At 64.0% G+C, this 26,185-nt stretch carries 27 protein-coding genes; 17 read left to right on the top strand and 10 right to left on the bottom strand.

The genetic code is table 11. The annotated features are described in order from the left end of the window. Positions 1 to 8: 8 nt before the first annotated feature. The 7 genes from ACF8R4_RS08925 to ACF8R4_RS08895 all read right to left on the bottom strand — a co-directional run bounded on the left by ACF8R4_RS08925 (position 9) and on the right by ACF8R4_RS08895 (position 5,602). The gene (locus ACF8R4_RS08925; protein ID WP_182408420.1) at positions 9 to 908 is read right to left on the bottom strand and encodes a transporter; all 900 of its coding nucleotides are present in this window, start codon (positions 906 to 908) and stop codon (positions 9 to 11) included. Between the two features lie 75 nt (positions 909 to 983). Then, complete coding sequence (locus tag ACF8R4_RS08920; protein WP_392492239.1) at positions 984 to 2,045, bottom strand: NADH:ubiquinone reductase (Na(+)-transporting) subunit F; 1,062 nt, start codon at positions 2,043 to 2,045, stop codon at positions 984 to 986. An 11-nt stretch (positions 2,046 to 2,056) separates the two neighbouring features. After that, positions 2,057 to 2,416 carry a phenol hydroxylase subunit P4 gene (locus ACF8R4_RS08915; protein WP_016714637.1) on the bottom strand — a complete coding sequence of 120 codons (360 nt, stop codon included), beginning with the start codon at positions 2,414 to 2,416 and terminating at the stop codon, positions 2,057 to 2,059. A gap of 64 nt (positions 2,417 to 2,480) precedes the next feature. Next, entirely contained in the window at positions 2,481 to 3,995 is a 1,515-nt protein-coding gene (locus tag ACF8R4_RS08910) for an aromatic/alkene/methane monooxygenase hydroxylase/oxygenase subunit alpha (RefSeq protein ID WP_104834531.1), read from the bottom strand. A 32-nt stretch (positions 3,996 to 4,027) separates the two neighbouring features. Continuing rightward, a complete protein-coding gene (locus ACF8R4_RS08905) occupies positions 4,028 to 4,297 on the bottom strand; it encodes an MmoB/DmpM family protein (RefSeq protein ID WP_019097310.1) in 270 nt (89 codons plus the stop codon). Further along, positions 4,294 to 5,289, bottom strand: a complete 996-nt coding sequence (locus tag ACF8R4_RS08900; protein ID WP_392492236.1) for an aromatic/alkene monooxygenase hydroxylase subunit beta — start codon at positions 5,287 to 5,289, stop codon at positions 4,294 to 4,296. The genes ACF8R4_RS08905 and ACF8R4_RS08900 overlap by 4 nt, the downstream gene beginning before the upstream one ends. Positions 5,290 to 5,344: 55 nt before the next feature. After that, on the bottom strand, positions 5,345 to 5,602 hold the full coding sequence (locus ACF8R4_RS08895; RefSeq protein ID WP_060497197.1) for a phenol hydroxylase subunit: 258 nt from the start codon (positions 5,600 to 5,602) through the stop codon (positions 5,345 to 5,347). Positions 5,603 to 5,976: 374 nt separating this feature from the next. Here ACF8R4_RS08895 and ACF8R4_RS08890 point away from each other — a divergent pair, with 374 nt between their 5' ends. Continuing rightward, positions 5,977 to 7,653: a sigma-54-dependent Fis family transcriptional regulator gene (locus ACF8R4_RS08890; protein WP_104834528.1), complete on the top strand. Its 1,677-nt coding sequence runs from the start codon at positions 5,977 to 5,979 to the stop codon at positions 7,651 to 7,653. Between the two features lie 162 nt (positions 7,654 to 7,815). Here ACF8R4_RS08890 and ACF8R4_RS08885 read toward each other — a convergent pair whose 3' ends face one another. After that, on the bottom strand, positions 7,816 to 8,217 hold the full coding sequence (locus ACF8R4_RS08885) for a hypothetical protein (RefSeq protein WP_060497199.1): 402 nt from the start codon (positions 8,215 to 8,217) through the stop codon (positions 7,816 to 7,818). A 211-nt stretch (positions 8,218 to 8,428) separates the two neighbouring features. Between ACF8R4_RS08885 and purU the strand changes: the two genes are divergently transcribed. From purU to ACF8R4_RS08825, 12 genes are all read left to right on the top strand, one after another. After that, positions 8,429 to 9,295: a formyltetrahydrofolate deformylase gene (gene purU / locus ACF8R4_RS08880; RefSeq protein WP_060497200.1), complete on the top strand. Its 867-nt coding sequence runs from the start codon at positions 8,429 to 8,431 to the stop codon at positions 9,293 to 9,295. After that, complete coding sequence (folD, locus tag ACF8R4_RS08875) at positions 9,292 to 10,203, top strand: bifunctional methylenetetrahydrofolate dehydrogenase/methenyltetrahydrofolate cyclohydrolase FolD (protein WP_392492233.1); 912 nt, start codon at positions 9,292 to 9,294, stop codon at positions 10,201 to 10,203. Before purU ends, folD begins: the two co-directional genes overlap by 4 nt. Further along, a complete protein-coding gene (locus ACF8R4_RS08870) occupies positions 10,185 to 11,426 on the top strand; it encodes an FAD-dependent oxidoreductase (RefSeq protein ID WP_060497202.1) in 1,242 nt (413 codons plus the stop codon). Before folD ends, ACF8R4_RS08870 begins: the two co-directional genes overlap by 19 nt. A 12-nt stretch (positions 11,427 to 11,438) precedes the next feature. Then, positions 11,439 to 11,744, top strand: a complete 306-nt coding sequence (locus ACF8R4_RS08865) for a sarcosine oxidase subunit delta (RefSeq protein ID WP_028613225.1) — start codon at positions 11,439 to 11,441, stop codon at positions 11,742 to 11,744. Further along, positions 11,741 to 14,644 carry a 2Fe-2S iron-sulfur cluster-binding protein gene (locus tag ACF8R4_RS08860; protein ID WP_060497203.1) on the top strand — a complete coding sequence of 968 codons (2,904 nt, stop codon included), beginning with the start codon at positions 11,741 to 11,743 and terminating at the stop codon, positions 14,642 to 14,644. The genes ACF8R4_RS08865 and ACF8R4_RS08860 overlap by 4 nt, the downstream gene beginning before the upstream one ends. A gap of 3 nt (positions 14,645 to 14,647) precedes the next feature. After that, positions 14,648 to 15,253 (top strand): sarcosine oxidase, encoded by a 606-nt coding sequence (locus tag ACF8R4_RS08855; protein ID WP_060497204.1) that lies wholly within the window; start codon positions 14,648 to 14,650, stop codon positions 15,251 to 15,253. A gap of 117 nt (positions 15,254 to 15,370) precedes the next feature. Beyond that, positions 15,371 to 15,793, top strand: coding sequence for a nuclear transport factor 2 family protein (locus ACF8R4_RS08850; protein WP_060497205.1), 423 nt, complete (start codon positions 15,371 to 15,373; stop codon positions 15,791 to 15,793). Next, positions 15,790 to 16,542 carry an SDR family oxidoreductase gene (locus ACF8R4_RS08845; protein WP_060497206.1) on the top strand — a complete coding sequence of 251 codons (753 nt, stop codon included), beginning with the start codon at positions 15,790 to 15,792 and terminating at the stop codon, positions 16,540 to 16,542. Before ACF8R4_RS08850 ends, ACF8R4_RS08845 begins: the two co-directional genes overlap by 4 nt. A 3-nt stretch (positions 16,543 to 16,545) precedes the next feature. Then, the gene (locus ACF8R4_RS08840) at positions 16,546 to 17,793 is read left to right on the top strand and encodes an NAD(P)/FAD-dependent oxidoreductase (protein ID WP_060497207.1); all 1,248 of its coding nucleotides are present in this window, start codon (positions 16,546 to 16,548) and stop codon (positions 17,791 to 17,793) included. Then, complete coding sequence (locus ACF8R4_RS08835; protein ID WP_060497208.1) at positions 17,790 to 18,602, top strand: DUF1365 domain-containing protein; 813 nt, start codon at positions 17,790 to 17,792, stop codon at positions 18,600 to 18,602. Before ACF8R4_RS08840 ends, ACF8R4_RS08835 begins: the two co-directional genes overlap by 4 nt. Further along, a complete protein-coding gene (locus tag ACF8R4_RS08830; RefSeq protein WP_104834527.1) occupies positions 18,577 to 19,836 on the top strand; it encodes a cyclopropane-fatty-acyl-phospholipid synthase family protein in 1,260 nt (419 codons plus the stop codon). Before ACF8R4_RS08835 ends, ACF8R4_RS08830 begins: the two co-directional genes overlap by 26 nt. Before the next feature lie 2 nt (positions 19,837 to 19,838). After that, complete coding sequence (locus tag ACF8R4_RS08825; protein WP_156867397.1) at positions 19,839 to 20,327, top strand: DUF2878 domain-containing protein; 489 nt, start codon at positions 19,839 to 19,841, stop codon at positions 20,325 to 20,327. A 7-nt stretch (positions 20,328 to 20,334) separates the two neighbouring features. Here the strand turns inward: ACF8R4_RS08825 and ACF8R4_RS08820 are convergent, their stop codons facing one another. After that, the gene (locus ACF8R4_RS08820; protein ID WP_060497211.1) at positions 20,335 to 21,219 is read right to left on the bottom strand and encodes a LysR family transcriptional regulator; all 885 of its coding nucleotides are present in this window, start codon (positions 21,217 to 21,219) and stop codon (positions 20,335 to 20,337) included. A gap of 146 nt (positions 21,220 to 21,365) precedes the next feature. Here ACF8R4_RS08820 and ACF8R4_RS08815 point away from each other — a divergent pair, with 146 nt between their 5' ends. Next, positions 21,366 to 22,385: an alpha/beta hydrolase gene (locus ACF8R4_RS08815; RefSeq protein WP_392492229.1), complete on the top strand. Its 1,020-nt coding sequence runs from the start codon at positions 21,366 to 21,368 to the stop codon at positions 22,383 to 22,385. A 99-nt stretch (positions 22,386 to 22,484) separates the two neighbouring features. Here ACF8R4_RS08815 and ACF8R4_RS08810 read toward each other — a convergent pair whose 3' ends face one another. Then, positions 22,485 to 22,778 (bottom strand): DUF1330 domain-containing protein, encoded by a 294-nt coding sequence (locus tag ACF8R4_RS08810; RefSeq protein WP_060497213.1) that lies wholly within the window; start codon positions 22,776 to 22,778, stop codon positions 22,485 to 22,487. A gap of 78 nt (positions 22,779 to 22,856) precedes the next feature. On the opposite strand from ACF8R4_RS08810, the gene ribBA reads away from it, so the two are divergent. From ribBA to ACF8R4_RS08795, 3 genes are all read left to right on the top strand, one after another. Beyond that, a complete protein-coding gene (gene ribBA / locus ACF8R4_RS08805) occupies positions 22,857 to 23,978 on the top strand; it encodes a bifunctional 3,4-dihydroxy-2-butanone-4-phosphate synthase/GTP cyclohydrolase II (protein WP_392492227.1) in 1,122 nt (373 codons plus the stop codon). 261 nt (positions 23,979 to 24,239) lie between these two features. Continuing rightward, positions 24,240 to 25,265: an ABC transporter substrate-binding protein gene (locus ACF8R4_RS08800; protein WP_392492225.1), complete on the top strand. Its 1,026-nt coding sequence runs from the start codon at positions 24,240 to 24,242 to the stop codon at positions 25,263 to 25,265. Further along, positions 25,262 to 26,179 (top strand): ABC transporter permease, encoded by a 918-nt coding sequence (locus ACF8R4_RS08795; protein ID WP_060497216.1) that lies wholly within the window; start codon positions 25,262 to 25,264, stop codon positions 26,177 to 26,179. The genes ACF8R4_RS08800 and ACF8R4_RS08795 overlap by 4 nt, the downstream gene beginning before the upstream one ends. Positions 26,180 to 26,185 lie beyond the last annotated feature (6 nt).

The following is a 26,185-nucleotide window of genomic DNA, read 5'->3' as shown; positions in this document are numbered from 1 at the left end:
GCCCCCTTTCAGAAGGGCAAGGTCAGCTTCAACCAGTAGGCATCACCCTGGGCGCGGTTGCGCACTTCGGTTTCCTTCGACCACTTCGCCGTCACGAACCAGCCATCCTTGCCGCTGTACTTGATCGACGGGCCGATGGCAAAACTGCGCCCCTTGTTGTTTTCGATACGCTCACCGTCCTGGCGGTCGTCAGTCGTCTGCCGGTAGTAATACCCCCCTACCCCCAGCACCCAGCCATTGCCAAGCCCCCATCCCACGGCATAGTCCACATGAAACTCCTGCCCCGAACGGTAATCGGTGGCCGGGTTGCGCCGGTTGAAGTCGTACATCACCTTGGCATCCAGGTTGAGCCCGGCCGGGTCGATGTAGCTCATCGCATACACCGGCTCGAACACCCAGTAATTGCGCCCGGGGTTGGCCAGGTCGTTCTTGTCGTAGCGCCCGGTGGGGGCAATCATGTCGAAGGCCAGGATGCTATGGAACTTGTCACTGTGGTGAAAGCCCAGCGCCGGGCCGAAGATCACGTCGCCCAGGCCGCTGTTATGCTGCGACTGGCCGTTGAGCGATACCTTCAGGTCTACCAGCGGTACGATGGCATGCAGCGCCAGGCTGCCACCCAGCACGGTGTAATCGCTTACCCAGATCAACCGCGGCACAATGGCATTGGCGCGTACACGAAAGTCCACCGGCAGTTTGCGACCGTCGTTGCCACGCAGGTTGTCGGCTTCGTAGTGGTTGACGAACAGCTGGCCATAAAAACCCGGCGGTGGCATGGCGCCGGACATGTAGTTTTCGGCACCGAGCGGGTAGGACGTGCCGCCGCCTTCGGTTGCATGGGACAGGTTGGCAGCGCCGAACAACGAGGCGCACACGGCAAGGCGCAGCAGGTTTGCAAGGGTCGGAGTCATCGGGTCAACCTTTTTTGTTGTTATCGGTCGGGTGCACGCCAGCCCCCTGTGGCCAGGGAGCCAGGCGTCAAAGGGTCAGATGCGTTTGAACAGGGCCGAGCGCTGGCCTTCAGACGCCCCATCAGCGGCGCTGTAGAAGCGCTCCATGAAGATGTCGCGCTCGAACAGGCGGCCCTGCATCAGGCAGGTGATGGCCGCGTCGATCATCGGCGGCGGGCCGCACAGGTAAGCTTTGTGGCCGTTGAAGCGGCCCTCGAAATGCTGCCTGGCGGCGTCGTGCACGTAACCGCGCACACCCTGCCACTGCGCGTCTTCGGCAGCCTGGCTGAGGGCTGGCACATAGCTGAAGTTGGCATGGCGGGCAGCCAGCGCTTCGAACAGTTCGCGGTTGTACAGCTCGGCACGGGTACGGGCGCCCTGGAACAGAGTGATGCGGCGGGTATCGCCACGCGCCAGCAAGTCGAGAATCATCGACTGCGGGCTGGAAAGCCCCGAGCCGCCAGCGATGAAAATCAGGTCGCCCGGTTGGGAGCTGCGCACGAAAAACTGCCCGTACGGGCCGGACAGCGCCAGCGCGTCGCCCACCTTGAGCTGCTGGTGAATGTACCCGGTGGCCACGCCGCCTTCCACCAGGCGCACATGCAGTTCCACCTCGTCCGCCTGCTGGGGCGGGTTGGCCAGTGAGAATGCGCGACTGCCTTCAATGCCAGGCAGTTGCAGGTTCACATACTGCCCGGCCTGGAAGGCCATCGGCCGGTCGAGTTTCAGGTGCACACCGCGAATGGTCGGTGACAGTTCGACCAGCCGAGTGACTACGGCGTGGTAGTCCTGCACCGGCAGGCCGGCGAAGTCCGGGTCGACGTCGATGTCAGCCTCGATGACCAGGTCGCTCTGCGGGATGGCACAACAGGCCAGTACCTTGCCCTCGTCGCGTTCCATGTCCATCAGGGCGAAGGACGAAGCGGCACCGAGGGCGACCTCGCCTTCCAGTACCTGGCACTTGCAGGTGGCGCAGGTGCCGTGGCCACAGGCAAACGGCAGCCACACGCCCTGGCGCAAGGCGGCTTCGAGGATGGTCTGCCCCTCCTCCACTTCAATCTGTTCGCCAGTGGGTTCGATGGTGACTTGATAGCTCATGGCGGCATTCCTCAGTTGTGGCTACCGCCCAGGCCTTCAAGGCCGGGGGTGTGCAGGTGCAGCAGGCTTTTGTGGGTGATGCCGTTGGCTGCCAGCCCTCGGGCCAGGTCGGGCGTGAAGGGCTGCTCATCCAGGCGCCACCGTGCAGTGGCGAAGTCCACCTGGGCAGCATCCGGGTGCAGGGCAATGGCCGGCTTGACCACCTGCTCGATGAAAGCGGCAAAGGGCAGCGCCGGGTCCACCGGCAGGGTGAACGGTGCGCAGAACAGCAGGTGGTTTTCCCAGCACAGGTACACCAGCTGGGCGCCGTGGAAGTTGGCCTGGCGGTCCAGGGGCTGGGCAGTGTAGGTGCCGATGGCAGTCACGGGCATGGCGTTGTTCCTCTTGTTCTTGTAGGGCCAGGGCGCGTTAACGGCGCCCTGGTGGTTCGGTGCTTCAGCCGGCCTTGCGCCCGGTGCCTTGCAAGGCCTGCCAGCGCTGCTGTTCGGGCGAACCCTGATACTCGAAGTTGTCCTGCCCGGGGTCGATGTTGTAGTAATCACGCACCACCGCCTCGACATCGCCGCCACCGCAGTTGCCCTGCAGGATCTGATGCACCGGCAGCCAGGCCTGCACGTACTTGTCCGGCTCGAAGGCGAAGATGTCGCAGCAGCCATCGGAGCAGAAGTGGTAGCGCTCGCCCTCATGCACCAGGCTGCGGTGGCTCAGCTGCGTGGGCGCATCCGGCTCGGTGAAGGCCAGCGGGATCTGGCAGATCTGGCACAGCATCGGCAGCGTCGGGTTGTAAAAGCGCTCACCACGCGCCTGCAGCTCGCGCCAATGCTCGTAGCGCGGCCGGTAGTAGCGGTCGAAGGTGTCCGGGTACTTGGCCGACAGCCAGTCCAGCTCCTCGTCGGTGGGGATCCAGGTATGGAAGTTGGTGGCCTGGCTGTACTGGTAGAAGATCGACCAGGCCTGGTGGCTGATATGCTCCTTGCCGATGGTGGTCTGCTCGACGTACTTCGGCGGGCGGATGCCGTAGCGCTCCAGGTCCTTGAACAGCGCACCACCGGCCTGTTCGAAGTACACCTCCCAGGCTTCGGCCCAGGACATCACCTTGTTGGGCAGCATGTAGTCCATCATCATCCCGACCAGGGTCAGCAGCCGGTAACCGCGCCAGAACCACTTGTCGATCCAGCGCTGCACGATGGGCACGTTGTCCTCGTGTTGCTCCAGCAGGAACTTGATCACCTCCAGGCCCAGGGTCATGTGCCGGGCTTCGTCGGACTGCGCCGAAAAGCCGAAGGTGACCGTGGCCATGTCGCCGTTGAACGCGGCACCCGACATGAACGGCACGAACAACAGGTTGGTCAGCACATACTCGAACGAGAACGAGATGGCGGTGAGGAACTCGAACGGGCCGGCTGTGCGCGCATCCTCGAAGAACGACTTGGGCACCGACAGGAACCACACCCGGTCGTGCATGTGGGCGAAGTCATGCAGGCCGTTGAAGTGCTTGTTGTAGTGGCTCATGGCGTGCACCTGGGTCTGCACGTGGCGCAGTTCGTCGATGGCCTGCATCTGGCAGGCCACCCGTGCACCGGCGCCACCAAAGTGCCGGCCGACACGAGCGAAGCCCTGGTAGGCCTGGTACTCCAGCGGGGTGACGCCGCTCAGGAACAGTTTCAGGGCGTTGACGTAGCGGGCGTCAGAGATGTTCTGGTGGCCGTTGTTCTGGGCGAAGGCATCGAAGATGGCGTACAGCTTCTTTTCTTTTTCGGCCTGGTACTTCCAGTAGGCGTCCATGGTCAGGCGGAACGGGTCTTCCCACTTGTCCCAGTCGGTGATCTTGATGCCCTCGAACCGCTCGTAGGGGTAGATGGCGTCTTTGCTCTGGTAGCTTGGTTCCCAGCCCAGGTCGCGGGTCAGGCAGCGGTACTTGTCTTTCTGGTTGAGGCGTTTGGCGGCCATGGTGGTCTCCCTTGTTCTTGTCGTTGTGCGGATCAGTTCCAGTGCAGGGCGAAGCAGTCTTCGTCTTCCTCGACGTTGCCGCCGAGGGTGATCACGTCGATCAGCATTTCCTGCACGTCCCATTCACGGCCGATCTTTTCTTCCACCGTGGCGCGGTGAATCTCCAGGCGCCCTTCGGCCTGCACGCGGATCATCGCCGGCTGGTGCTGCACCTGGGCATGCGGGTTGTCCTGGGTGATGGCCTCGACGATGTAGCGGGCGCTGTCGTTGTCCTGGAAGGCGATGTACACGAGGGAAGTCATGCGGCGTCTCCACTGAGGCCCAGTTTTTTCAGGCGTGCGCCAAAGGCGCTGTCACAAGCATCCAGCGCGTCACGGCCTGGGCCGGCCTCGGCCAGCGGCAGCAGCGCTTGCACGGCACGGCTGCGCCATTCACACACCCAGCCTTCGATCAACTGTTGGTTGTGCGTGTTTTCGGCAACAGCGGTCTTGACCAGGGCATCCACCCAACGCTGGCTCTCGGCAAACCACAGGCGCATGAACTCGGTGAGCATGCCCAGCTGCCCTGCCCCGATGGCCACCAGTTGCGCATCGAAGTGTTCGAACAACAGCGGGTACAGCAGGCCGTCGCTAACCAGGTTCTGCGCCAGGCTCAGCTCGAACCAGTCACGCACCACCAGGCTGTCCTCTACGTAGCGGCGCAGCCCTTGCCAGGCCGGCTCGTCCAGCCAGCGCTGCTTGGCCTCGGCCAACAACGCCAGGCCGTCGTCCTCCAGCAGCAGGCCGATGCGCGACAGGTACTGGGCAATGGCCAGGCGGTCCATGGCGTGGAACATGTGCATCTGGGTGACGCTGGTGCCGAAGGCATCGGCGGCAATGCCGCTGTTGTTCATGTTGGCGCCCAGCTCGGCATGGCGCAGCGGCAGCAGCAGGCGCGCGACCAATGCACGGGTTTCGGTCGGCAGGCTGGCCAGCAGCTCACGCTTTTCGCAGAAGGAAAAACTGTGCTCGGCGTTTTCCTGCATGCGCGCCCGGGCTTGCACGTAGGCGCCGTAGTAGTACTGACGCGGGTCGCTGACGGCGTACCAGTCAGCCATCTGCACGGCGGTACGGCTGGGGTCGTTGAGCAGCTTGTCGGGCTGCCACAACGGGCGGTAGTGGAAGTTGGTGGCGGCCTCGATGTCGAAGCTGGCTTCCTGGTAGCGGCTGGCCGGCTTGTCACCGAAACGGCGGCGGGTGTGGCTGAAGGTCTGGCGGATCGGCTCGACCGTGGCCGTCTTGATCTCGATACTCATGCAAGGCGTCCTGTACTTGTTGTTGTGGGAATGCAATGCGCCAGCAAGCGGCGCGCTACTCGTCCGCGCCGCGGCTTTCGCCATAGCGCCACTTGCGCATGTCGGCATCGACGGCAGCGGCCATCGCAGCGTCCATATGGCGCACCCGGTTGCTGGCGCAGAAACTGGCGAACGCCGTGCGTGGCAGGACCAGTTCGACGAACAGGTCCGGGTAACCGATGGCAAAGTCGAACTCGACGAAGGCGGCGTCCGGCTCGCTACGTACGCGGACGTAGCGCGGCATTTGCTCGAAGGTGGTGGTGGTTTGAGTCATGCGCTGGTGCTCTGGTTGGACGTGCCATGGGCTTGAGCAACGGCTGTGCCAGGCGCGTTAAGTTCGCCAAAAACTCAACCCAACCAATTGTATTTAATGGCTTTTAATTTTTTTACGCGTTGCCCTGAGGCAGCGCTATGCGCACGCTGCCGGCTGCCCGTTTGATCATTTGCTCAAATGCGCCAGCGCCGTTTGAGCAAATGGCAAACGTCACCGACGATTGACTTTTGCGCCGCTTTCAGGCGGTTTAGAAAAGAGAACGACCCAGGCCTTGCCTGCAGACTGCGGTCGTCCCGGCGTGACCAGCAAACCCGCCTTGCCTGAGCGGGCGCACGCCGACTCCCCATACAACTACAAGCAAGGGGCGCAAGCGAATGATTACCCAGTACAGGGCGCCGGAACCTGCGCCGGCGCTGAAGGACCTGACCGAACGGGTACGGTTCGAAGGCACCGAAGGCAAGATCTGGCTGGACGAGCAGCGCATGCTGCTGGTGCAGGCCGCAACCATGGCCAGCATGCGCCGCGAACTGATCGAAATGCTCGGCGTGGAGCGGGCCAAGGGCTTCTTCCTGCGCCTGGGCTACCAGTCGGGGCTGAAGGACGCCGAGCTGGCGCGCAAGCTGCGGCCCAATGGCAACCCGGTGGATATGTTCTTCATCGGCCCGCAACTGCATTCGCTCAAGGGCATGGTGAAGGTGCGCCCGCTGCAGCTGGAAATCGACCTGGACAACGGCCATTTCTACGCCGACATCGAATGGCAAGACTCCTTCGAGGTGGAAAACTGCCAGTCCGAAGCCCTGCATTCCGAGCAGCCGGTGTGCTGGATGCTGCTCGGTTACGCCATCAGCTACAGCTCGTTCTTCCTCGGCCGCCAGGTGCTGTACAAGGAGGTCAGTTGCCGTGGCTGCGGTGGCAGCGAATGCCGCATCATTGGCAAGCCGGTGGAGCAATGGGAGGATGCCGACACCTTCCTGCGCTACTTCCAGAGCGACCCGGTGATCGACGAGCTGCAGTCGCTGCAGGTGCAGGTGGCCAACCTGCGCCAGCGCCTGCAGTACGAGTCGGGGCAGTTCTACGGCATCGGCCAGTCGGCGGTATACCGGCGCTGCTGCGCACTCACCGACAAAGTCGCCCCTGGCAAGGCCTCGGTGCTGTTGCTGGGCGAAACCGGGGTTGGCAAGGAAGTGATCGCCCGCAGCCTGCACCTGCGCAGCGAGCGTGCTGGCGCCGCGTTCGTGGCGCTGAACTGCGCGACCATACCCCCGGACCTGATCGAAGCCGAGCTGTTCGGCGTCGAAAAAGGCGCCTACACCGGCGCCCAGCAGGCACGCATGGGCCGCTTCGAACGGGCCAACGGCGGCACGCTGTTCCTGGACGAAATCGTCGAGCTTACCCCGCGCGCCCAGGCCAGCCTGTTGCGTGTGCTGCAGGAAGGCGAACTGGAGCGCGTGGGTGACAGCCGCACGCGGCCGGTGGATGTAAGGGTGATCGCCGCCACCCACGAAAACCTCGAACAGGCCGTGAAGGATGGGCGCTTCCGGGCCGACCTGTTCTACCGCCTGAACGTGTTCCCGGTGCACATCCCGGCACTGCGCGAGCGCCGCGAAGACATCCCGCTGCTGATCGAGCACTTCCTCGGCCGCCTGCACCACAGCTACGGCAAGAAAACCCGTGGGCTCAGCGACCGGGCAATGCAGGTGTGCCTGCAATACGACTGGCCGGGCAACATCCGCGAACTGGAAAACCTCATGGAGCGCGGGGTGATCATCACCGATGAGAACCAGAGTATCGGCCTGGACGCATTGTTCCCGCATGCCCCTCCGGCTACCGACAGCATTGGCTTGGGCAGCGATGGCCGACTGGTGGCAGGCAGTGACCAGGCTTCGCCCGGCTGGGTGGCGCAGATTCTCGACAGCGGTACAGGCCTGGACGCCGTCGAGGCGGTACTGATGCAAGAGGCCATGCAGCGCTGTGGGCAGAACGTTTCCGAAGCCGCACGCCTGCTCGGCATGACCCGCCCTGCCCTCGCCTACAGGCTGAAGAAGGGGTGAATCCACCGGATCGTACTTTTTGCAAACGGCTTCCTTGCACACAAACCAAACGCTGGCGCGATCCCTGTAGCAGCGGCTTCAGCCGCGAACATTGGCGCAACCGGTGCCCTGTACCGCGCCGCCAGCTTCGCGGGGAAACCCGCTTCTACACCTGATCCACCGTCAGGCATCCCGCAGCAAGTCATGGGTATCGAGCAACCGGAAGGCCACCTGCGGGTTACGCTCCAGCCCGCGCCGGATCGCCGCCGGGATCGATTGCCGGGTCCTGCGGCACAGCCCTGGCTGGTCATCCAGTTCGATGACAATGCCACGCATGGTGCGCACTTCGTTGAACCCGGGAGCGATGTGCACACGGATGCCGAGATTGTCGTACATCCGTTGCTGCAGGCGTTGCAGGTCCTCGAGGTCCTTGAGGTTTTCCAGGCGTTCGAGCAGGCGTTTCTCTTCCTGACGGGTCAGTAGCAGGATGCGCTGTGCGGCCTGCGGATGCTCGCCCAGATGTTCGCGGCCGCAGTCGCAGGCACCAGGGGGGCATGGTTGGCGCAAGGGGGGTGGCGTAGTCATGGAGCAAGCATAGCCCTACAAAGCGGCCTCAAAAAACTTTCCTGCCAGGATAAAAAATTTCACAAACCCCTGGACCGCCACCCCTCACTTCGCCTATAAATCTCCTAAAGGAAATTTATATTCCCACCAAGAAACATCACTTCGCCTGCTCGCGAAGCTTCTTTTGCCCTTGTGCCCGACCTGCCCCACTCCATCACGAGGCCTACCCGACATGCACCCCGCTCCCGATCACTTCATCCTGCGCGTCAGTTGCCCGGCCGTGTCCGGCATCGTCGCTGCGGTGACCACTTACTTGGCCGAGCACGGTTGCTACATCAGCGAGATGGCGCAGTTCGACGACGAGGACAACGGGCGCTTTTTCATGCGCGCAGTGTTCCGCTACAACACCGGTACCACAGGGGACACACCGCAGCTGGAGGCGGGCTTTGCCGACGTGGCCCAGCGCTTCGACATGCAGTGGAGCCTGCACAGCAGCGCCCGGCCGATGCGCGTGCTGCTGATGGTGAGCAAGTTCGACCACTGCCTGTCCGACCTGCTGTACCGGCATGCCAAGGGCGAGCTCGACATGCAGATCACCGCCGTGGTGTCCAACCACCTGGACCTGCGCCCCATGGCCGAGCGCCAGGGCATCCGCTTCGTCTACCTGCCCGTTACCAAGGAAACCAAGGCCGAACAGGAAGCCGCACTGTTGCGCATTGTCGAAGACACCGGCACCGAACTGGTGGTGCTGGCACGCTACATGCAAATTCTGTCTGACGACCTGTGCCGCCAACTGTCAGGCCGGGCGATCAACATCCATCACTCGTTCCTGCCCGGTTTCAAAGGCGCCAAGCCCTACCACCAGGCCTACCAGCGCGGGGTCAAACTGATCGGCGCCACCGCCCACTACGTGACCCGCGACCTGGACGAAGGCCCGATCATCGAGCAGGAAGTGCAGCGCGTGGATCACGCCTACGCCCCGGACGACCTGGTTGCCATCGGCCGCGACACCGAGACCATCGCCCTGTCCCGCGCGGTGAAGTACCACCTTGAGCACCGGGTGTTCCTTAACCACGACCGCACGGTGATCTTCAAATGAACGCCATTCCCAGCGTCAAGCTGATCGACGGCAGGGCCACCGCCGCGCGGGTGCTGACCGAGGTGCGCGAACAGGTGCAGGAGCTGCGCCAGGGCGGTGTGCAACCGGGCTTGGCCGTGGTGCTGGTGGGCGACGATGCCGCCAGCCAGGTGTACGTGCGCAATAAAGTGCTGCGCGCCGACGAAGTAGGCATCCGCTCGCTGGAGCATCGCCTGCCCGCCGACACCACCCAGGGCGAACTGCTGACCCTGATCGACCGCCTGAACCACGATACCGAGGTGAACGGCATCCTCGTGCAACTGCCGCTGCCCGCGCACATCGCCGCGCACCGCGTGTTGCAGGCCATCGACCCGCTGAAGGACGTGGACGGCTTTCACAGCGAAAACGTCGGTGGTTTGGCCCAGGGCCGCGATGTGCTCACCCCGTGCACACCCAGCGGCTGCATGCGACTGCTGCGTGACGCCTGTGGCGAACTGCGCGGCAAGCACGCGGTGGTGGTGGGCCGCTCGAACATCGTCGGCAAACCCATGGCTGCCCTGCTGCTGCAGGCCGACTGCACAGTGACGGTGGTGCATTCGCGCAGCCGTGATCTGCCGGCGCTGTGCCGCCAGGCCGACATTCTGGTGGCAGCCGTAGGCAAACCGCGCCTGATCGGTGCCGATTGGTTGAAACCTGGCGCGGTGGTGATCGACGTGGGCATCAATCGCATCGATGAAAGCGGCCACAGCCGCCTGGTCGGCGATGTCGACTTCGCTGCCGCCCTGCCCCAGGTGGCCGGCATTACCCCTGTGCCCGGCGGCGTCGGCCCGATGACCATCGCCTATTTGATGAAAAACACCCTGCTCGCCCTCGACCTGCAGCAACAGGCCGCCCACCAGGAGCGCACCGCATGCCTTTCGCCCTGCTGAAATACGGCCTGAGCGCCGACTACCCGGTTGAGGTCGACCTGCCGCCACCGTGCGAACTCAAACCGCGCTATGACGTGGTGATCATCGGCGGCGGCGGCCACGGCCTGGCCATCGCCTACTACCTGGCCAGGTACCACGGCATCACCAATGTCGCCGTGCTGGAAAAGGCTTACCTGGGTGGCGGCAACACCGCACGCAACACGGCGGTGATCCGCTCCAACTACCTCACCAGCGAGGGTGTGCGCTTTTACGCCGAATCGGTGCGCATGTTCCAGAACCTGTCGAACGAGTTCGACTTCAACATCATGTATTCCGAGCGCGGCCAGCTCACGCTGGCGCATACCGACGCTACCGTGCGCGCCTTCCGCCAGCGCGCCGAGGTCAACAAGCACTTCGGCGGCCGTACCGAAATGATCGACCGCCAACAGATTCGTGAACGGGTGCCCAGCCTCAACCTCGACCCCGGCCACCTCCCGGTGCTGGCTGGCCTGTGGCACATCGACGGCGCCACTGCACGCCACGACGCGGTGGCCTGGGGCTATGCCAAGCAGGCGGCCAAGCGGGGTGTGGAAATCCATCAACTGACCGAGGTGCAGGACCTGCTGATACGCAATGGCCGCATCGAAGCGGTGAAGACCAACCGTGGCACCGTGCAGTGCGGCTGCGTGGTCCAGGCCGTGGCCGGTGCCAGTTCGCTGTTGATGGCCAAGGCCGGCATCCGTGCGCCGATCCACACCTACCCGTTGCAAGCCATGGTTACCCAGCCGTTCAAACCGTTCCTCGACCCGCTGGTCAGTTCGTCGGCGCTGCATTGTTATGTACAGCAGACCAGCCGGGGCGAAATCGTCTTTGGCGGCGGCTCCGACCCTTATCCGCTGTACAACACCCGCTCCACCCTCGACCTCAAGGAAAGCCTGCTGGCCCACGCCATCGAGATGTTCCCGTTCATGGCCAACGCCAAGCTGATGCGCCAGTGGGCCGGGATGACCGACATGACCCCGGACTACAGCCCGATCATGGGCCTGTCGCCGGTTACCAACTACTACCTGGACGCCGGTTGGGGCACGTGGGGTTTCAAGGCCACGCCCATCTGCGGCAAGACCATGGCCGAGCTGGTAGCCAGCGGCGGCAAAGTACCCGAAATGATCGCGCCCTTCGCCCTGGAGCGCTTCAGCCGCTTCCAGCAGGTGAACGAAATGGGCGCCACGGCGGCCAGCCACTAGGAGCACACGACGATGAAGATCCTGACCTGCCCCTTGAACGGCCCGCGCAATATCAGCGAGTTCACCTACGGCGGCGAGTTCAAGCACATGCCCGACCCGGCCAGTTGCAGCGATGCCGAGTGGGCCGACTATGTGTTCAACAGCGACAACCTGGCCGGGGTGGTGACCGAATGGTGGCTGCACAACGCCTCCAGCTACTGGTTCCTGGCCGAGCGTCACACAGTTAGCGACCAGGTGCTGCGCACCTTCGACCCGAAAGCACTGTTCGACCGCCGCGTCGACTTCACCCCCGCCGCCACCCCGGAGATTGCCGGATGAACAGCCACACCCGCCTACCCGCACCCATGGGCCTGCTGATCGACCGCGAGCGGCGCGTGCGCTTCCAGTTCGACGGCCAGGCCTGCGAGGGCTTTGCCGGTGACACCATTGCCAGCGCCCTGCTTGGCAATGGCCGCTGGCTGCTGTCGCGCTCGTTCAAATACCATCGTCCACGCGGCCCGCTGAGCATGGCCGGGCAAGACGCCAACACCCTGGTGCAGTTGCCCGACGAACCCAACGTGCTGGCCGACCTGGAGGCTGCCCGCGACGGCCAGGTGGTCGAAGGGCAGAACTTCAACGGCAGCCTGGCGCATGACCGCGACGCCTACCTGGGCAAGTTCTCACGCTTCATGCCAGTGGGCTTCTACTACCGCTCGTTCTACAAGCCCAAGGGCATGTGGAAAGTGTGGGAGCCGCTGATCCGCAAGAAAGCCGGCCTGGGCGTGCTCGACCTGGGTTTCAAACCGCAGTACTACGACAAGGCCTACCTGTTTGTAGATGTGGCCGTGATCGGTGCCGGCCCCGCCGGCCTGCGCGCCGCGCTGGATGCGGCCAATGCCGGGGCCAAGGTGCTGCTGATCGAGCAACAGCCGGTGCTCGGCGGCTCGCTCACCTATGCCCGCTTCGACATCGCCGGCACCCGCGCCGCCAGCCTGCGCCAGGAACTGCTGACCGCCGTCGAGGGCCACCCGAACATCCAGGTGCTGCTGGAGGCCACCTGCAACGGCTGGTTCACCGACAACTACCTGCCGGTAATTCAGCACAAGCGGCTGTACAAGGTGCGCGCCACCCGTTGCCTGGTGGCAGCCGGCTCGTTCGACCAGCCGGTGGTGTTTCGCAACAACGACCTGCCGGGCGTGATGCTGACCAGCGCTGCCCAGCGGCTGATGAAGCTGTACGCGGTCAAACCGGGCCAGCGCGCGGTCATCCTCACCGGCCACGATGACGGCTACCTGGCCGCCCTCGACCTGCAGGAGCAAGGCGTGGTCGTAGCCACCGTGGTCGACATGCGCGCCGCGCCGGCCGATGCCGCACTGGCTGCCGAGCTGAAGCGCCGCGATATCCCCGTGCACCTGGGCAGCACCGTGTATGAAGCCCTGCATGAAGCGGGCATGCGCCATGTCAGTGGCGTGGACATTCGCCCGATCACCGGCCAGGGCAAGGTCGGCCCGCACGGGCTGCGCCTGGCGTGCGACCTGCTGTGCATGTCGGCGGGCTACATGCCGGTGTACCAGTTGCTGTGCCAGGCCGGCGGCAAACTGGCCTATGACGTCAACCGCGACGAGTTCGCCATCAGCAACTTGCCGGCCGGGCTGGATGTCGCAGGCTCCGTGAACGGCCGTCACGCACTGGGCAACGTGCTGGCCGATGCCACACGCGGGGCCGCTGAAGCGGTAGCCGCCCTAGATCTGCAAGCGCCAGCGCAGTCGGTGTTCAGCGCCGAAGCCAAGGTCAATTTCCCTTGGCCGATTTTCCCCCACCCCAAAGGCAAGGATTTCGTCGACTTCGACGAAGACCTGCAAGTGCGCGACATCGTCAACGCTACCCGCAGCGGCTACCGTGACGTGCAACTGGTCAAACGTTTCTCCACGGTCGGCATGGGCCCTTCCCAAGGCCGCCACTCGGCGCTGCCCACGGCGCGCCTAGTGGCCCAGGCCACCGGCCGCAGCATCAGCGAAACCGGAGTGACTACCGCCCGCCCACCGTTTCAGGCAGAAAAGCTGGCACATGTCGCCGGCCGCGCCTTCGACCCCTATCGGCAAACGCCCATGCACCGCCGTCACCTGCAAGCCGGGGCGAAGATGATGCAGGCCGGTATCTGGCAGCGCCCGGCTTATTACGGCAAACCCGAAGATCGCGAGCGCTGCATGCAGGAAGAAGCCCGCCATGTGCGCGAGAAGGTTGGCCTGATCGACGTGTCTACCCTGGGTGGCCTGGACGTACGCGGCCCGGACGCCGCCGAACTGCTGGAGCGCCTGTACACCTTCGGCTTTGCCAAACTGGCCATCGGCCGCACCCGCTATGCGCTGATGACCAACGAACACGGTGTGGTGATCGACGATGGCGTTTGTGCGCGCCTGGGCGAGCAGCACTTCTATGTCACCGCCACCACCAGCGGCGTCGACCGCATCTACCAGCAGATGCTGAAGTGGAATGCACAGTGGCGCCTGGACGTGGACATCACCAACGTCACCGCCGCCCTGGCTGCCGTCAACCTGGCCGGGCCGCTGTCGCGTCAGGTGCTGGCCAAGGTGTGTGACGATGTCGCGCTGTCGGCCGAGGCCTTCCCGTACCTGGGCGTACGGCAGGGCGAGGTGGCCGGCATACCGGCGCGCATCCTGCGGGTCGGTTTCGTCGGTGAGCTGGGTTATGAAGTGCATGTGCCGGCGCGCCATGCCGAGCGCCTGTGGGACGCCCTGATGCAGGCCGGCGCGGGCCTGGGCATTCGCCCGTTCGGCGTTGAGACCCAACGCCTGCTGCGCCTGGAAAAAGGCCATGTGATCATCAGCCAGGACACCGACGGCATGACCCACCCTGCCGAGATCGACATGCAGTGGGCCATTGGCCGCAAGAAGCCGTTCTTCGTCGGCAAGCGCTCCATCGAAATCCTCGAAGCACAGCCGCTCAAGCGCAAGCTGGTCGGCTTCACCCTGCCCAAAGGCAGCCCACAGCCGCTGGAGGGGCACCTGGTGCTGGACGGGTCAGACATCAGCGGCAACGTCACCTCCTGCGAGTACTCGCAAACCCTGGGGCAGATCATCGGCCTGGCCTATGCCGGCGCCCACCAGGCCACCCCCGGCATGCACATCCCGATCCGCGTGGAGGGCGGCGCGATGGTGCATGCCAAGGTGGTGCAACTGCCGTTCCACGACCCCGACAACCTGCGCCAGGAGCTCTGAACCATGACCAGTCTGCAAGCCAAAGCGTTTATCCCTCGCAGCCCGCGGGCCGAGCTGTTGCACGCCTGCGCGTTGACCGACCTGACCGAGGTAGCGCGGGCCGGCTTTCGCGGCGTCGACAGCGCCGCCTACCTGCAGCAACGTGGCTACCGATTGCCGCAGCAGCCGAACCAGGCCGTGCGCCAGGACGATGGCGGCTGGGTAGCGCGGTTGTCACAGACCGAATACCTGCTGCTGGGCAGCCTGGCTGACGAAGGCACGCGGGTGGCCGCCACAGAGGCCGAGTGGGTGCAGGATGCCCAGCGTAACTACCTGCTGCCGCGCCAGGACAGCCATGCCTGGTTGCAGCTGTCGGGGGCGGATGGCAGTGCGGTAATGGCCAAGTTGTGCGGAGTCGACCTGCGTTTACAGGCATTTCCCATCGGTGCCGTGGCGCAAACCTCTGCGGCGCGGATCAATGTGATCGTGGTGAACGTGGGGAGTGATGAGCAGCCGGCCTTGCAGTTGCTGTTCGATCGGGCGTCGTTGGCGTATTTCCGTGAGGCGGTGCTGGATGCGATGGATGAGTTCGATGGCGGGCTGATCGAGTTAGGCGCATTATCGGGTTGATAGCAGTCTGAACCTGTAGCCCCTGCAAAACTGTACAAAATATTTCTTTTGTATAGCTTTATACAGTGACCTGCACTATACCTTGTACAACAGTTTAGTTTTGTACAGGTATTGTGCATGTCCACCTACCTCCAGTACTTCGCCGAACGCTTTGCCACGCTCGATTCGCACAACCTCGACCTGCTGAACGACCTGTACAGCGAGGACGTCGCGTTCCGCGACCCACTGCACCAGCTCACGGGTCTTCGCGCACTGCGGGCCTATTTCGCCCAGTTGTACGCGAAGGTGCCTGACGTGCATTACCGGTTCGAAGGCACCGACGAACTGGAACCGGGACATGGCTACATCCGCTGGACGTTGCACTACCGCCACCCGCAACTCGCCCGTGGGCAACTGATCAGCCTGCAGGGTTGCAGCCACCTGCGCTGGCAGGAGCGGGTGCATTTTCATCAAGATTACTTCGATGCCGGCGCCCTGCTTTACGAGCATGTGCCCGTCATGGGCAGCGCGATTCGCTGGCTCAAAGGCAGGCTGGCATGAGGCGTTGCTGGCTAACCGGCGCCAGCAGCGGCATCGGCGCAGCCATGGCGTTGCAATTGCTGGAGCAAGGCCACCAGGTGGCGTTGGGGGCACGCCGGGCGGACAAGCTGGCCGCACTGGCCGCACAGTTTCCGGGCCAGGTATTGCTGACGGTGGGCGATGTCGACCAGCCAGGGGATGTGGCACAGATGGCCGGGCAGATCGAGCAGGCCTGGGGTGCACTGGATCAGGTGATTCTCAATGCCGGCACCTGCGAGTACCTGGAGCCGGGGCACTTCGACCCGGCGCTGGTCGAGCGGGTAATGCGCACCAACCTGACCGGTACCAGCCTTTGCCTGGCCGCCGCCCTGCCCTTGTTGCGCCGTGGCCGGCAGCCGCACCTGGTGGTCATGGGCAGCTCGGTCAGCTGGCTGGCCTTGCCACGCGCAGGGGCCTATGGCGCGTCCAAGGCAGCCTTGCGCTACCTGGTCGAATCCCTGCGCATCGACCTGGCTGCCGAAGGCATCGACGTCACCCTGGTCAGCCCCGGTTTCGTCGACACGCCCCTGACACGCCGCAATGATTTCCCCATGCCCCAACTGTGGAGCGTCGAACGCGCCGCGGGCCACATCATCGCGCGCCTGCCGCGTCGCCCACTGGAGATTGCCTTCCCTGCCACCTTCACCCTGGTGCTGCGGTTGCTTGGCGCATTGCCGGCACGCCTGCGCCTCAGGCTGGGCCGCCATCTGGCGCGCCCCTCACAGGACTGACCCATGCGCATCGCGATCATCGGCACCGGCATTGCCGGCCTCACCTGCGCCCACCTGCTGTCACGCCGGAACGAGGTCACGGTGTTCGAGGCAGCGCAGCGGGTTGGCGGGCATACCCATACCGTGGATGTGCAATGGGAGGGCCAACACTATGCCGTCGATACCGGCTTCATCGTGTTCAACGACTGGACCTACCCGCACTTCATCCGCCTGCTCACGCAGTTGGGCGTCACCTGGCGGCCGACGGAAATGAGTTTTTCGGTGCATGACCCGCGCACGGGGTTCGAGTACAACGGCCACGATCTGGACACCCTGTTCGCCCAACGGCGCAACCTGTTGTCTGCGGGGTTCTGGGGCATGCTGCGCGATGTGCTGCGCTTCAACCGGCAGGCGCCAGCCGACCTGGCTCAGCAGCGCATCGATGGCAACACCACCCTTGGTGACTACCTGCAAGCCCAAGGCTATGGCCGGCGCTTCATCGACCATTACATCGTGCCGATGGGGGCGGCTATCTGGTCGATGTCACCCACCGGCATGCTGGACTTCCCCTTGCAGTTCTTCGTGCGCTTCTGTCAAAACCACGGTTTGCTGTCGGTCAACCATCGCCCGCAATGGCAGGTGATCGAAGGTGGCTCGCGCGCCTACCTCACGCCCTTGTGCAAACCGTTTGCCGAGCGGATTCGCCTGGGCTGCCCGGTACAACAGGTAAAACGTGACGTAAGCGGCGTCACGGTTACCTGGCCAGGCAGCAGCGAACGCTTCGACAAAGTCGTGTTCGCCTGCCACAGCGACCAGGCCCTGGCCCTGCTGGCACCGCCCAGCGAAGCAGAGCGCGCCATCCTGGGTGCCATCCGCTACGCCAGCAACGATGTGGTGCTGCACACCGACTCGCGCCTGCTGCCCCAACGGCGTAAAGCATGGGCCAGCTGGAACTACCGCCTGGGCGACAACGCGCAGGCGCCCGCCGCACTGACCTACAACATGAACATCCTCCAGGGCATCCAGGCACCGACCACGTTTTGCGTCAGCCTCAACCAGACGGCACAGGTGGACCCGACACAGATACTCGCCCGCTTCGACTACGCGCACCCGCAATACAGCCTGGCCGCGTTGGCGGCACAGGCCCGCCAGCACGAACTGCAAGGGCCGTTGCACAGCTATTACTGCGGCGCTTACTGGGCCAACGGCTTTCACGAAGACGGTGTGCTGAGCGCGCTGAACGTGGCCCGGCATTTTGGAGAGCAGCTGTGAACAGCAGCCTGTGCCAAGGGTGGGTCAGTCACAAGCGCCTGAGCCCGAGGCCGCATGCGTTTCGCTATCGGGTTGGCATGTTCTACCTGGACCTGAACGAACAACAGCAGCTGCTGAACCTGTGTCACTGGCTTGGGCCCTCACGGCTGGCGCCCCTGTGCTGGCGCGAAACCGACTACCTGCCAGCGCTGACCCGCCAAGGCAAGCCCTTGGCCGAAGCCGCCCGGCAACTGGTCGGCCAAGCCATTGGCCAGGTGCCCGAAGGCGCCGTGCACCTGCTTACCCAACCGCGCTGCTGGGGGTTGTCCTTCAACCCGGTGAGCACCTACTTCTGCCATGACCAACAGGGCCAGCTGGTAGCCGTGCTGCTGGAGGTACGCAACACCCCATGGCGTGAACGCTTCCACTATGTGCTGCCGGTTGAGGGTGACCTGGCGCAACCCTTTTCCATGGCCAAGGCCTTTCATGTTTCACCGTTCATGCCGCTGGACATGGAGTACCGCCTGCGCTTCGCCCTCGATGGACAGCGGGTGCGCATCCACATGGAAAACTGGCGCGCCGGGTACAAGGTGTTCGAAGCAGACCTGGCGCTGCTACGCCAGCCGCTGGACCGCGCCGGCTTGCAGCGGCACATCCTCAACTTCCCCTGGATGAGCCTGCGCACCCTCACCGGCATTTACTGGCAGGCCCTGCGCCTGCTGCTCAAGCGCACGCCCGTGCACGACCACGTTGCCAGCCAGCACGATCTGGTACTCGGCCAACCCACATGCGAGGAGCCCGAACATGCCCGAACCGACCATGAGCGTTAGCAAATCGACCAGCATTGCCCCACTGCTCGGCAGCCTGGCCAAGCATGCAGTGCTCGCACAATTGCGCCAGTTGCGCCATGGCAATTTGCGCCTGATCAGCCAAGGCCAGCAATGGACATTCGGCGACGTCGCCAGCCGGCTGCATGCAGAAGTCGAGGTCGTAGACGAGGCAGCTTGGGGCCTGGTCGCCTGCAATGGCTCGATTGGTGCCGGGGAAGGCTATATCCACGGTTACTGGCGCAGCCCGGACCTTGCCGCAGTCACCCGGTTGTTCGTGGCCAATCTGGATGTGCTGGATGCCATGGAGGGCGGCCTGGCACGCCTGGCGCGTCCGGCTCTGCACCTGCTGCACCACCTGAACCGCAACAGCCGGCGCGGCGCGCGGCGCAATATCCTGGCGCACTACGACCTGGGCAACGACCTGTTCGAGCGCCTGCTCGACCCCACCATGATGTACTCCGCCGCGCAGTTCGACAGCCCGGCGCAAACGCTGGAACAAGCCCAGACCAACAAGCTGCAGCGCATTTGCCAAAAGCTTGAACTCAAGCCCGAGGACCACTTGCTTGAGATCGGCAGCGGTTGGGGCAGCCTGGCCATCCACGCCGCCCAGCAGCATGGCTGCCGGGTCACCACCACCACCCTCTCGGCGGCGCAGCACGCCCACACCCTGCAGCGGGTAAAGGCCCTGGGCCTGGAGCAGCGCATCACCGTGCTGCACGAAGACTACCGCGACCTGCGCGGGCGTTTCGACAAGCTGGTGTCGATCGAGATGATCGAAGCCGTCGGCCACCGCTACTTGCCCACGTACTTTCGCCAATGCGCTTCGCTGCTCAAGGACGACGGGCTGATGCTGTTGCAGGCCATTACCATCCGCGACCAGCGCTACGCCCAGGCCAGGCGTTCAGTGGATTTCATCCAGCGCTACATTTTCCCCGGCGGCGCCTTGCCCTCGCTGAGCGTGCTGCTGGATACCGCCAGCCGCCAGACCGCCCTGAACCTGGTGCACCTGGAAGACTTTGGCCAGGACTATGCGCGCACCCTGCGCCACTGGCGCGACAACCTGCGGGCGGCGCGTGCAGAGCTGATGGCGCTGGGGTATGACGAGACCTTCCAGCGCTTGTGGGAGTTCTATCTGTGCTATTGCCAGGGCGGTTTCGAGGAGCGGACCATCGGCGTGGCCCAATTGCTCTGGGCCGCACCACAGGCGCGTCGGGCACCGCTGCTGGACCGTTGAACATGGCCCGCGGGTGGTTGATTGGCAACGCACTGTGGTTGCAAGCGGGTTGGTGGGCCTGCGTGCTGGGAGCACGCCAACCCTGGCTGCTGCTGGCCGCGATGGCCGGCCTGCTGGTGCACCTGCGCTTATGTCCGCACCCCGGAAGTGAACGGCGCGTCCTGCTGGGCGTGGCGATTGCCGGATGTTTACTCGACAGCCTGTTGGGCATGCTGGGTGTATTGCGCTTCGAAACCTGGCCCTTGCCGCTTTGGCTGGCATTGCTGTGGCTAGTACTGGCCAGCGGGCTGCGCCACAGCCTGGCATGGGCCGGGCGACCGCTCTGGCGCGCCGCGCTGCTGGGCATGTTGGGCGGCCCCTTGGCTTACCTGGCCGGGGCTCGCGTGGCGGGCATAGAGTTGCCCATGGGGCAGTTGCGAACCGCACTTGTTCTAGCCCCGATCTGGGCGCTAGCCCTGCCGCTGGCCTTGCGCTTCGCGGCACGGGGCTGAGGCCAGGCTACAACTGCACCAGCCGCTCACGCAGAAAATCGACAAACCCCTGTACCGGCCGCGCCACCTGGCGGTGTTGCGGATACACCGCCGAAAGCTGCAATGCCGGTGGCGTCCAGTCTTCCAGCACACTCACCAACCGCCCGGCCGCCAACGCCTGCCCCACGATGAAGGTCGGCAGATACGTCACCCCCATCCCGGCAATGGCTGCATCCCTTAGCAACTCACCGTTGTTCGCACGCATCCGCCCGGCCACCTGAATCGCCTGCGCCTTGCCGCCCTGACGAAACTGCCACTGCACCTGACGCGAATGCCCATAAGGCAGGCAGTCGTGCCCTACCAGTTCATCCGGTGCTGTCGGCATGCCCCGCGCTTGCAGGTAATCCGGGCTCGCACAGTACACCCGCTCGACACTGGCAATGCGCCGCGCAATCAGGCTGGAATCCTCCAGCGCGCCAATGCGCAGAGCCAGGTCGTAACCCTCGCCGATCAGGTCGACGGCCCGGTCACTCAGGTCTACCTCCACATCCACCTGAGGGTGCAATTGCAGGAACTCGGTCAGCAAGCAGCCCAGGTGCGCCATGGCAAACGACAGCGGCGCGCTCAGGCGCAAGGTGCCACGCAACGCCTGGGCCTGGCCGCTGATGTCGTGCTCCACCTGTTGCACTTCACCCAGCAGGCGCAGGGCCGACTGGTAGTAGTGCTGGCCCAGCGGCGTGGCGTCCAGCCGCCGGGTAGAGCGGTTCAGCAGGCGCACGCCAAGGCGCTCTTCAAGCTGCATCAGGCGCCGGCTGACCGATTGCTTGGACATCCCCAGGCGGTCGGCAGCGGCGGTGAAACTGCCGGCTTCCATGACCTGGGCGAAGATCCGCATGTCTTCGTAAGGGTTCATTGTCTTGCTCTTGGTGACAGTCAAACGCTTTATAGCGGCTTTTTCCCATCATTGCATCTCCCTAATCTACGCACAGGTCGCAGCGATGGCCCAGCAGGCCAGGAAAGACGCCCATTACCAACACTTGCATAGAGAAGGATTCGCTCATGAACATTGTCCACAAAGCCCTCACCGCTTCCCTTCTGGCCCTGTCCGTCTCCAGCGCCTTCGCCGCTGGCAGCCCAGGTGTCGAGCAACACACCCAGTCCTTCCTCCAGGCCCTGGAACAAGGCGGCGGCAAGCCACTGGAGCAACTCAGCCCGAAAGACGCCCGCGCAGTGCTCACCGGCGCCCAGGCTTCGGTCAAAGTCGACCTCTCCGGTATCGAGGTAAAGGAGCGCACCATCCAGGCCAACGGCGAGTCGATCAGGCTGCAAGTGGTACGCCCGGCCAACGTCAAGGGCGACCTGCCGGTGTTCATGTTCTTCCACGGTGGCGGCTGGGTACTCGGTGACTTCCCGACCCACCAGCGACTGATCCGCGACCTGGTGGTCGGCTCAGGTGCGGTGGCGGTCTACGTGGACTACACCCCCTCGCCAGAAGCGCACTACCCGACGGCGATCAACCAGGCCTATGCCGCTACCCGCTGGGTGGCCGAGCATGGCAAGGAAATCGGCGTTGACGGCAAGCGCCTGGCCGTGGCCGGCAACAGCGTGGGCGGCAACATGGCTGCGGTGGTGGCACTCAAGGCCAAAGAGGCCGGCACCCCTGCCCTGCGCTTCCAGTTGCTGCTGTGGCCGGTGACCGATGCCAGCTTCGAGACGGCATCGTACAAACAGTTTGCCGAAGGGCACTTCCTGACCACCGGGATGATGAAATGGTTCTGGGACAACTACACCACCGATGCCAACGCCCGGGCACAGATCTACGCTTCGCCGCTGCGGGCCAGCAGTGAACAGCTGAAGGGGTTGCCGCCAGCGCTGGTGCAGACTGCCGAATTCGATGTGCTGCGCGATGAGGGTGAGGCGTATGCCCGCAAGCTGAATGCGGCCGGCGTGACCGTGACTTCGGTGCGCTACAACGGGATGATTCATGACTATGGGCTGTTGAACCCGTTGAGCCAGGTGCCAGCGGTGAAAGCAGCGATGCGCCAGGCGGCCGGGGAATTGAAAGTACATTTGCAGTAGCTTGAGAAATACAAAAGTACCCGCCCAAGCGGGTATTTTTGTTTCCTGCGGAACAAACAGGCGTCTGGTACGGCGGCGATAGGGCCATAAGCACCTACATCAGGGTTCAAACCCTTCCACAATGATCACCTCAGCCTTGGCCACGCCCTGGCGACGGCTGCAGGCCTCCTGGTACAGCGCCGACCGGTAGCACGCCACTGCCTGCTCGTACGAATCGAACTCGATCACCACGCTACGCTGAGGGGTAGGCCGCCCTTCCATCGCCTCGCTGCGCCCGCCACGGGCCAGGAAGCGGCCGCCGAACGCCTTGAAGGCAGCCGGAGCGCGCTGGGTGTACTGCTGGTATTGCTCGGGGTCGGTCACGTCCACATGGGCGATCCAATAGGCCTTCATGCGCTGCTCTCCTGTAACGGCGATATTTGTGTATGATGGTATACCATAAAAATTACCCCACCACAGTGAGCGTGCAACATGGCTTTCAACACCATCGAGGAACTTCTCGAGGACTACCGGCAAGGCAAGATGGTCCTGCTGGTGGATGACGAGGACCGGGAAAACGAAGGCGACCTGCTGATCGCTGCCGAGCGTTGTGACGCCCAAGCCATCAATTTCATGGCCCGCGAAGCGCGCGGCCTGATCTGCCTCACCCTGACCGACGAACACTGCCAGCGCTTGGGCCTGGAGCAGATGGTGCCGGCAAATGGCAGCGTGTTCAGCACGGCGTTTACCGTGTCCATCGAAGCGGCCACTGGCGTCACTACCGGCATTTCCGCCGCCGACCGGGCACGCACCGTGGCTGCGGCCATGGCCCGTGATGCCCGCCCCGAAGACCTGGTGCAACCCGGCCACATTTTCCCGCTGCGCGCCCGCGAAGGCGGCGTGCTGAACCGTGCCGGTCACACCGAAGCCGGCTGCGACCTGGCCCGCCTGGCCGGTTTCAGCCCAGCCTCGGTGATTGTGGAAGTACTCAACGACGACGGCACCATGGCCCGCCGCCCGGACCTTGAAGTGTTCGCCGCGCAGCATGGCATCAAGATCGGCACCATCGCCGACCTGATTCACTACCGCCTGAGCACCGAGCAGACCATCAAGCGCATCGGTGAACGCGAGCTGCCGACCGTGCATGGCACCTTCCGCCTGGTCACCTATGAAGACCGCATCGAAGGCGGCGTGCACATGGCCATGGTCATGGGTGATATCCGCCGCGAGCAGCCGACCTTGGTGCGAGTGCATGTGATCGACCCGCTGCGCGACCTCGTAGGTGCCGAATACGCCGGGCCATCCAACTGGACGTTATGGGCGGCCTTGCAGAAGGTGGCCGAGGAAGGGGCTGGTGTAGTGGTGATCCTGGCCAACCATGAGTCCTCCCAAGCCCTGCTGGAGCGCGTACCGCAGCTGACCCAGCCGGTGCGCCCTTATCAGCGCGGGCAATCGAAGGTGTACTCCGAAGTGGGCACCGGGGCACAGATTCTGCAGGACCTGGGCGTGGGTAAGCTGCGCCATCTGGGGCCTCCGCTGAAGTATGCCGGGCTGGCGGGGTATGAACTGGAGGTGGTGCAGAGCATTCCCTTCGAGCCCGGGATGCTCGGCTGAAAATACATAAGCATCTGATTTGGCGGGGCCCTGCGGGGCCCCGCAGCGTTTCTGAACGGCGGAGTGATGGCCGGTCGCCTCATACCTCTTGCCAAAAGTTTGGAATACCATAATATGATATCCCGTAGACCTTAAATCTGCAGGCCGGCACCTACAATTACAAAAGGCCACCAGACACTTTGTTTTAGCTGCTCCCCGAACACTGTTGGCGGGCGCACCACAAGCCCCGCCTCGAATAACAAAAGCAACGAGGGCGTAACCATGCTGTTGAGCAAACGTGTAACCGCAGTGCTGTCCGCCAGCCTGCTGACCCTGGCCTGTCAAGCCGCCGTGGCCGCTGACAGCCTGAATTTCGTCAGCTGGGGCGGTACCACCCAGGACGCCCAGAAAGAAGCGTGGGCCGTCCCCTTCACCAAAGCCACCGACATCAAAGTCGTCCAGGACGGCCCTACCGACTACGGCAAGCTCAAGGCCATGGTCGAAAGCGGCAACGTGCAGTGGGACGTGGTCGATGTCGAAGCCGACTTTGCCCTGCGTGCCGCCAGCGAAGGCCTGCTGGAACCCCTCGATTTCAACCAGATCAAACGTGACAAGATCGACCCGCGTTTCGTTTCCGACCACGGCGTTGGCTCGTTCTTCTTCTCCTTCGTGCTGGGCTACAACGAAGGCAAGCTCGGTGCCAACAAGCCGGTGGACTGGACCGCGCTGTTCGACACCAAGACCTACCCCGGCAAACGCGCCCTGTACAAATGGCCGAGCCCTGGCGTGCTGGAACTGGCCCTGCTGGCCGACGGCATAGCGCCCGACAAGCTGTACCCACTGGACCTGGACCGCGCCTTCAAGAAACTCGACACGATCAAGAAAGACATCGTCTGGTGGGGCGGCGGCGCCCAGTCGCAACAGCTGCTGGCCTCGGGTGAGGCTTCGCTCGGCCAGTTCTGGAACGGCCGCGTCTACGCCCTGCAGCAAGATGGCGCACCAGTGGGCGTAAGCTGGAAACAGAACCTGGTCATGGCCGACTTCCTGGTCATCCCCAAAGGCGCCAAAAACAAGGACGCGGCCATGAAGTTCCTGGCCAACGCCAGCAGCGCCGAAGGCCAGGCCGAGTTCGCCAACAAGACCGCTTACGCGCCAGTGAACGTCGACAGCGTGGCCAAGCTGAACAAAGACCTGGCACCGAACCTGCCCACTGCCTACGCTCAGGACCAGGTCACTCTGGACTTCGCCTACTGGGCCCAGAACGGTCAGGCCATCGCGGCCCGCTGGAATGAGTGGTTGGTCAAATGAAAGTCGCCATCAACGCCCTGCATAACGCGCAAGGTGCCCCCACGGGCACCGGCGCCTCGGGTAGCACACCCCGCCGCGCCAGCCTGAGCCAGCGCTGGAAGGGCAGCCGCAACCTGCTGCCGGCCCTGCTGTTCCTTGGCTTGTTCTTCTTCGCCCCGCTGGTCGGCCTGTTGCTGCGCGGGGTGCTGGAGCCAACGCCGGGGCTGGGCAACTACGAGCAGTTGTTCGCCAACTCGGCCTACGCACGGGTGCTGTTCAACACCTTCTCGGTGGCCGGCGTGGTCACCCTGATCAGCGTGCTGCTGGGCTTCCCGCTGGCCTGGGCGATTACCCTGGTGCCCAAGGGCTGGGGCCGTTGGTTGCTGAACATCGTGCTGCTGTCGATGTGGACCAGCCTGCTGGCGCGTACCTACTCGTGGCTGGTGCTGCTGCAAAGTTCGGGGGTGATCAACAAGGCGTTGATGGCCATGGGCATCATCGATGCCCCGCTGGAAATGGTGCACAACCTCACCGGCGTGGTGATCGGCATGAGCTACATCATGATCCCGTTCATCGTGCTGCCATTGCAGGCAACCATGCACGCCATCGACCCGATGGTGCTGCAGGCCGGTTCCATCTGCGGCGCCAGCCCATGGACCAACTTCTGGAAGGTGTTCCTGCCGCTGTGCCGCTCGGGGTTGTTCTCCGGGGCGCTGATGGTGTTCGTGATGTCGCTCGGTTACTACGTCACCCCGGCGCTGCTGGGCGGGGCACAGAACATGATGCTGCCCGAATTCATCATCCAGCAGGTGCAGTCGTTCCTCAACTGGGGCCTGGCCAGCGCCGCCGCCGCACTGCTGGTGGTGATCACCCTGGTGCTCTTCTACCTGTACCTGAAGCTGCAGCCGGAATCCCCGGTTGGCAACGCGAGGTAAACCGCC

Source organism: Pseudomonas sp. FYR_2 (assembly GCF_043106425.1).
Lineage (GTDB): Bacteria > Pseudomonadota > Gammaproteobacteria > Pseudomonadales > Pseudomonadaceae > Aquipseudomonas > Aquipseudomonas monteilii.
This window is presented reverse-complemented; position numbering and strand designations above follow the sequence as displayed.

Excerpts from the sequence above, each read along its gene's own strand:
- ACF8R4_RS08925 (WP_182408420.1), bottom strand. The coding sequence starts at position 908 with ATGACTCCGACCCTTGCAAACCTGCTGCGCCTTGCCGTGTGCGCCTCG.
- ACF8R4_RS08865 (WP_028613225.1), top strand. The coding sequence starts at position 11,439 with ATGAAGATCCTGACCTGCCCCTTGAACGGCCCGCGCAATATCAGCGAG.
- ribBA (WP_392492227.1), top strand. The coding sequence starts at position 22,857 with ATGGCTTTCAACACCATCGAGGAACTTCTCGAGGACTACCGGCAAGGC.
- ACF8R4_RS08850 (WP_060497205.1), top strand. The coding sequence starts at position 15,371 with ATGTCCACCTACCTCCAGTACTTCGCCGAACGCTTTGCCACGCTCGAT.
- ACF8R4_RS08885 (WP_060497199.1), bottom strand. The coding sequence starts at position 8,217 with ATGACTACGCCACCCCCCTTGCGCCAACCATGCCCCCCTGGTGCCTGC.
- ACF8R4_RS08890 (WP_104834528.1), top strand. The coding sequence starts at position 5,977 with ATGATTACCCAGTACAGGGCGCCGGAACCTGCGCCGGCGCTGAAGGAC.
- ACF8R4_RS08815 (WP_392492229.1), top strand. The coding sequence starts at position 21,366 with ATGAACATTGTCCACAAAGCCCTCACCGCTTCCCTTCTGGCCCTGTCC.
- ACF8R4_RS08845 (WP_060497206.1), top strand. The coding sequence starts at position 15,790 with ATGAGGCGTTGCTGGCTAACCGGCGCCAGCAGCGGCATCGGCGCAGCC.
- ACF8R4_RS08800 (WP_392492225.1), top strand. The coding sequence starts at position 24,240 with ATGCTGTTGAGCAAACGTGTAACCGCAGTGCTGTCCGCCAGCCTGCTG.
- ACF8R4_RS08810 (WP_060497213.1), bottom strand. The coding sequence starts at position 22,778 with ATGAAGGCCTATTGGATCGCCCATGTGGACGTGACCGACCCCGAGCAA.
- ACF8R4_RS08795 (WP_060497216.1), top strand. The coding sequence starts at position 25,262 with ATGAAAGTCGCCATCAACGCCCTGCATAACGCGCAAGGTGCCCCCACG.
- ACF8R4_RS08820 (WP_060497211.1), bottom strand. The coding sequence starts at position 21,219 with ATGAACCCTTACGAAGACATGCGGATCTTCGCCCAGGTCATGGAAGCC.
- ACF8R4_RS08855 (WP_060497204.1), top strand. The coding sequence starts at position 14,648 with ATGACCAGTCTGCAAGCCAAAGCGTTTATCCCTCGCAGCCCGCGGGCC.
- ACF8R4_RS08830 (WP_104834527.1), top strand. The coding sequence starts at position 18,577 with ATGCCCGAACCGACCATGAGCGTTAGCAAATCGACCAGCATTGCCCCA.
- ACF8R4_RS08870 (WP_060497202.1), top strand. The coding sequence starts at position 10,185 with ATGCCTTTCGCCCTGCTGAAATACGGCCTGAGCGCCGACTACCCGGTT.
- ACF8R4_RS08920 (WP_392492239.1), bottom strand. The coding sequence starts at position 2,045 with ATGAGCTATCAAGTCACCATCGAACCCACTGGCGAACAGATTGAAGTG.
- ACF8R4_RS08825 (WP_156867397.1), top strand. The coding sequence starts at position 19,839 with ATGGCCCGCGGGTGGTTGATTGGCAACGCACTGTGGTTGCAAGCGGGT.
- ACF8R4_RS08900 (WP_392492236.1), bottom strand. The coding sequence starts at position 5,289 with ATGAGTATCGAGATCAAGACGGCCACGGTCGAGCCGATCCGCCAGACC.
- ACF8R4_RS08910 (WP_104834531.1), bottom strand. The coding sequence starts at position 3,995 with ATGGCCGCCAAACGCCTCAACCAGAAAGACAAGTACCGCTGCCTGACC.
- purU (WP_060497200.1), top strand. The coding sequence starts at position 8,429 with ATGCACCCCGCTCCCGATCACTTCATCCTGCGCGTCAGTTGCCCGGCC.
- ACF8R4_RS08840 (WP_060497207.1), top strand. The coding sequence starts at position 16,546 with ATGCGCATCGCGATCATCGGCACCGGCATTGCCGGCCTCACCTGCGCC.
- ACF8R4_RS08915 (WP_016714637.1), bottom strand. The coding sequence starts at position 2,416 with ATGCCCGTGACTGCCATCGGCACCTACACTGCCCAGCCCCTGGACCGC.
- folD (WP_392492233.1), top strand. The coding sequence starts at position 9,292 with ATGAACGCCATTCCCAGCGTCAAGCTGATCGACGGCAGGGCCACCGCC.
- ACF8R4_RS08895 (WP_060497197.1), bottom strand. The coding sequence starts at position 5,602 with ATGACTCAAACCACCACCACCTTCGAGCAAATGCCGCGCTACGTCCGC.
- ACF8R4_RS08905 (WP_019097310.1), bottom strand. The coding sequence starts at position 4,297 with ATGACTTCCCTCGTGTACATCGCCTTCCAGGACAACGACAGCGCCCGC.
- ACF8R4_RS08860 (WP_060497203.1), top strand. The coding sequence starts at position 11,741 with ATGAACAGCCACACCCGCCTACCCGCACCCATGGGCCTGCTGATCGAC.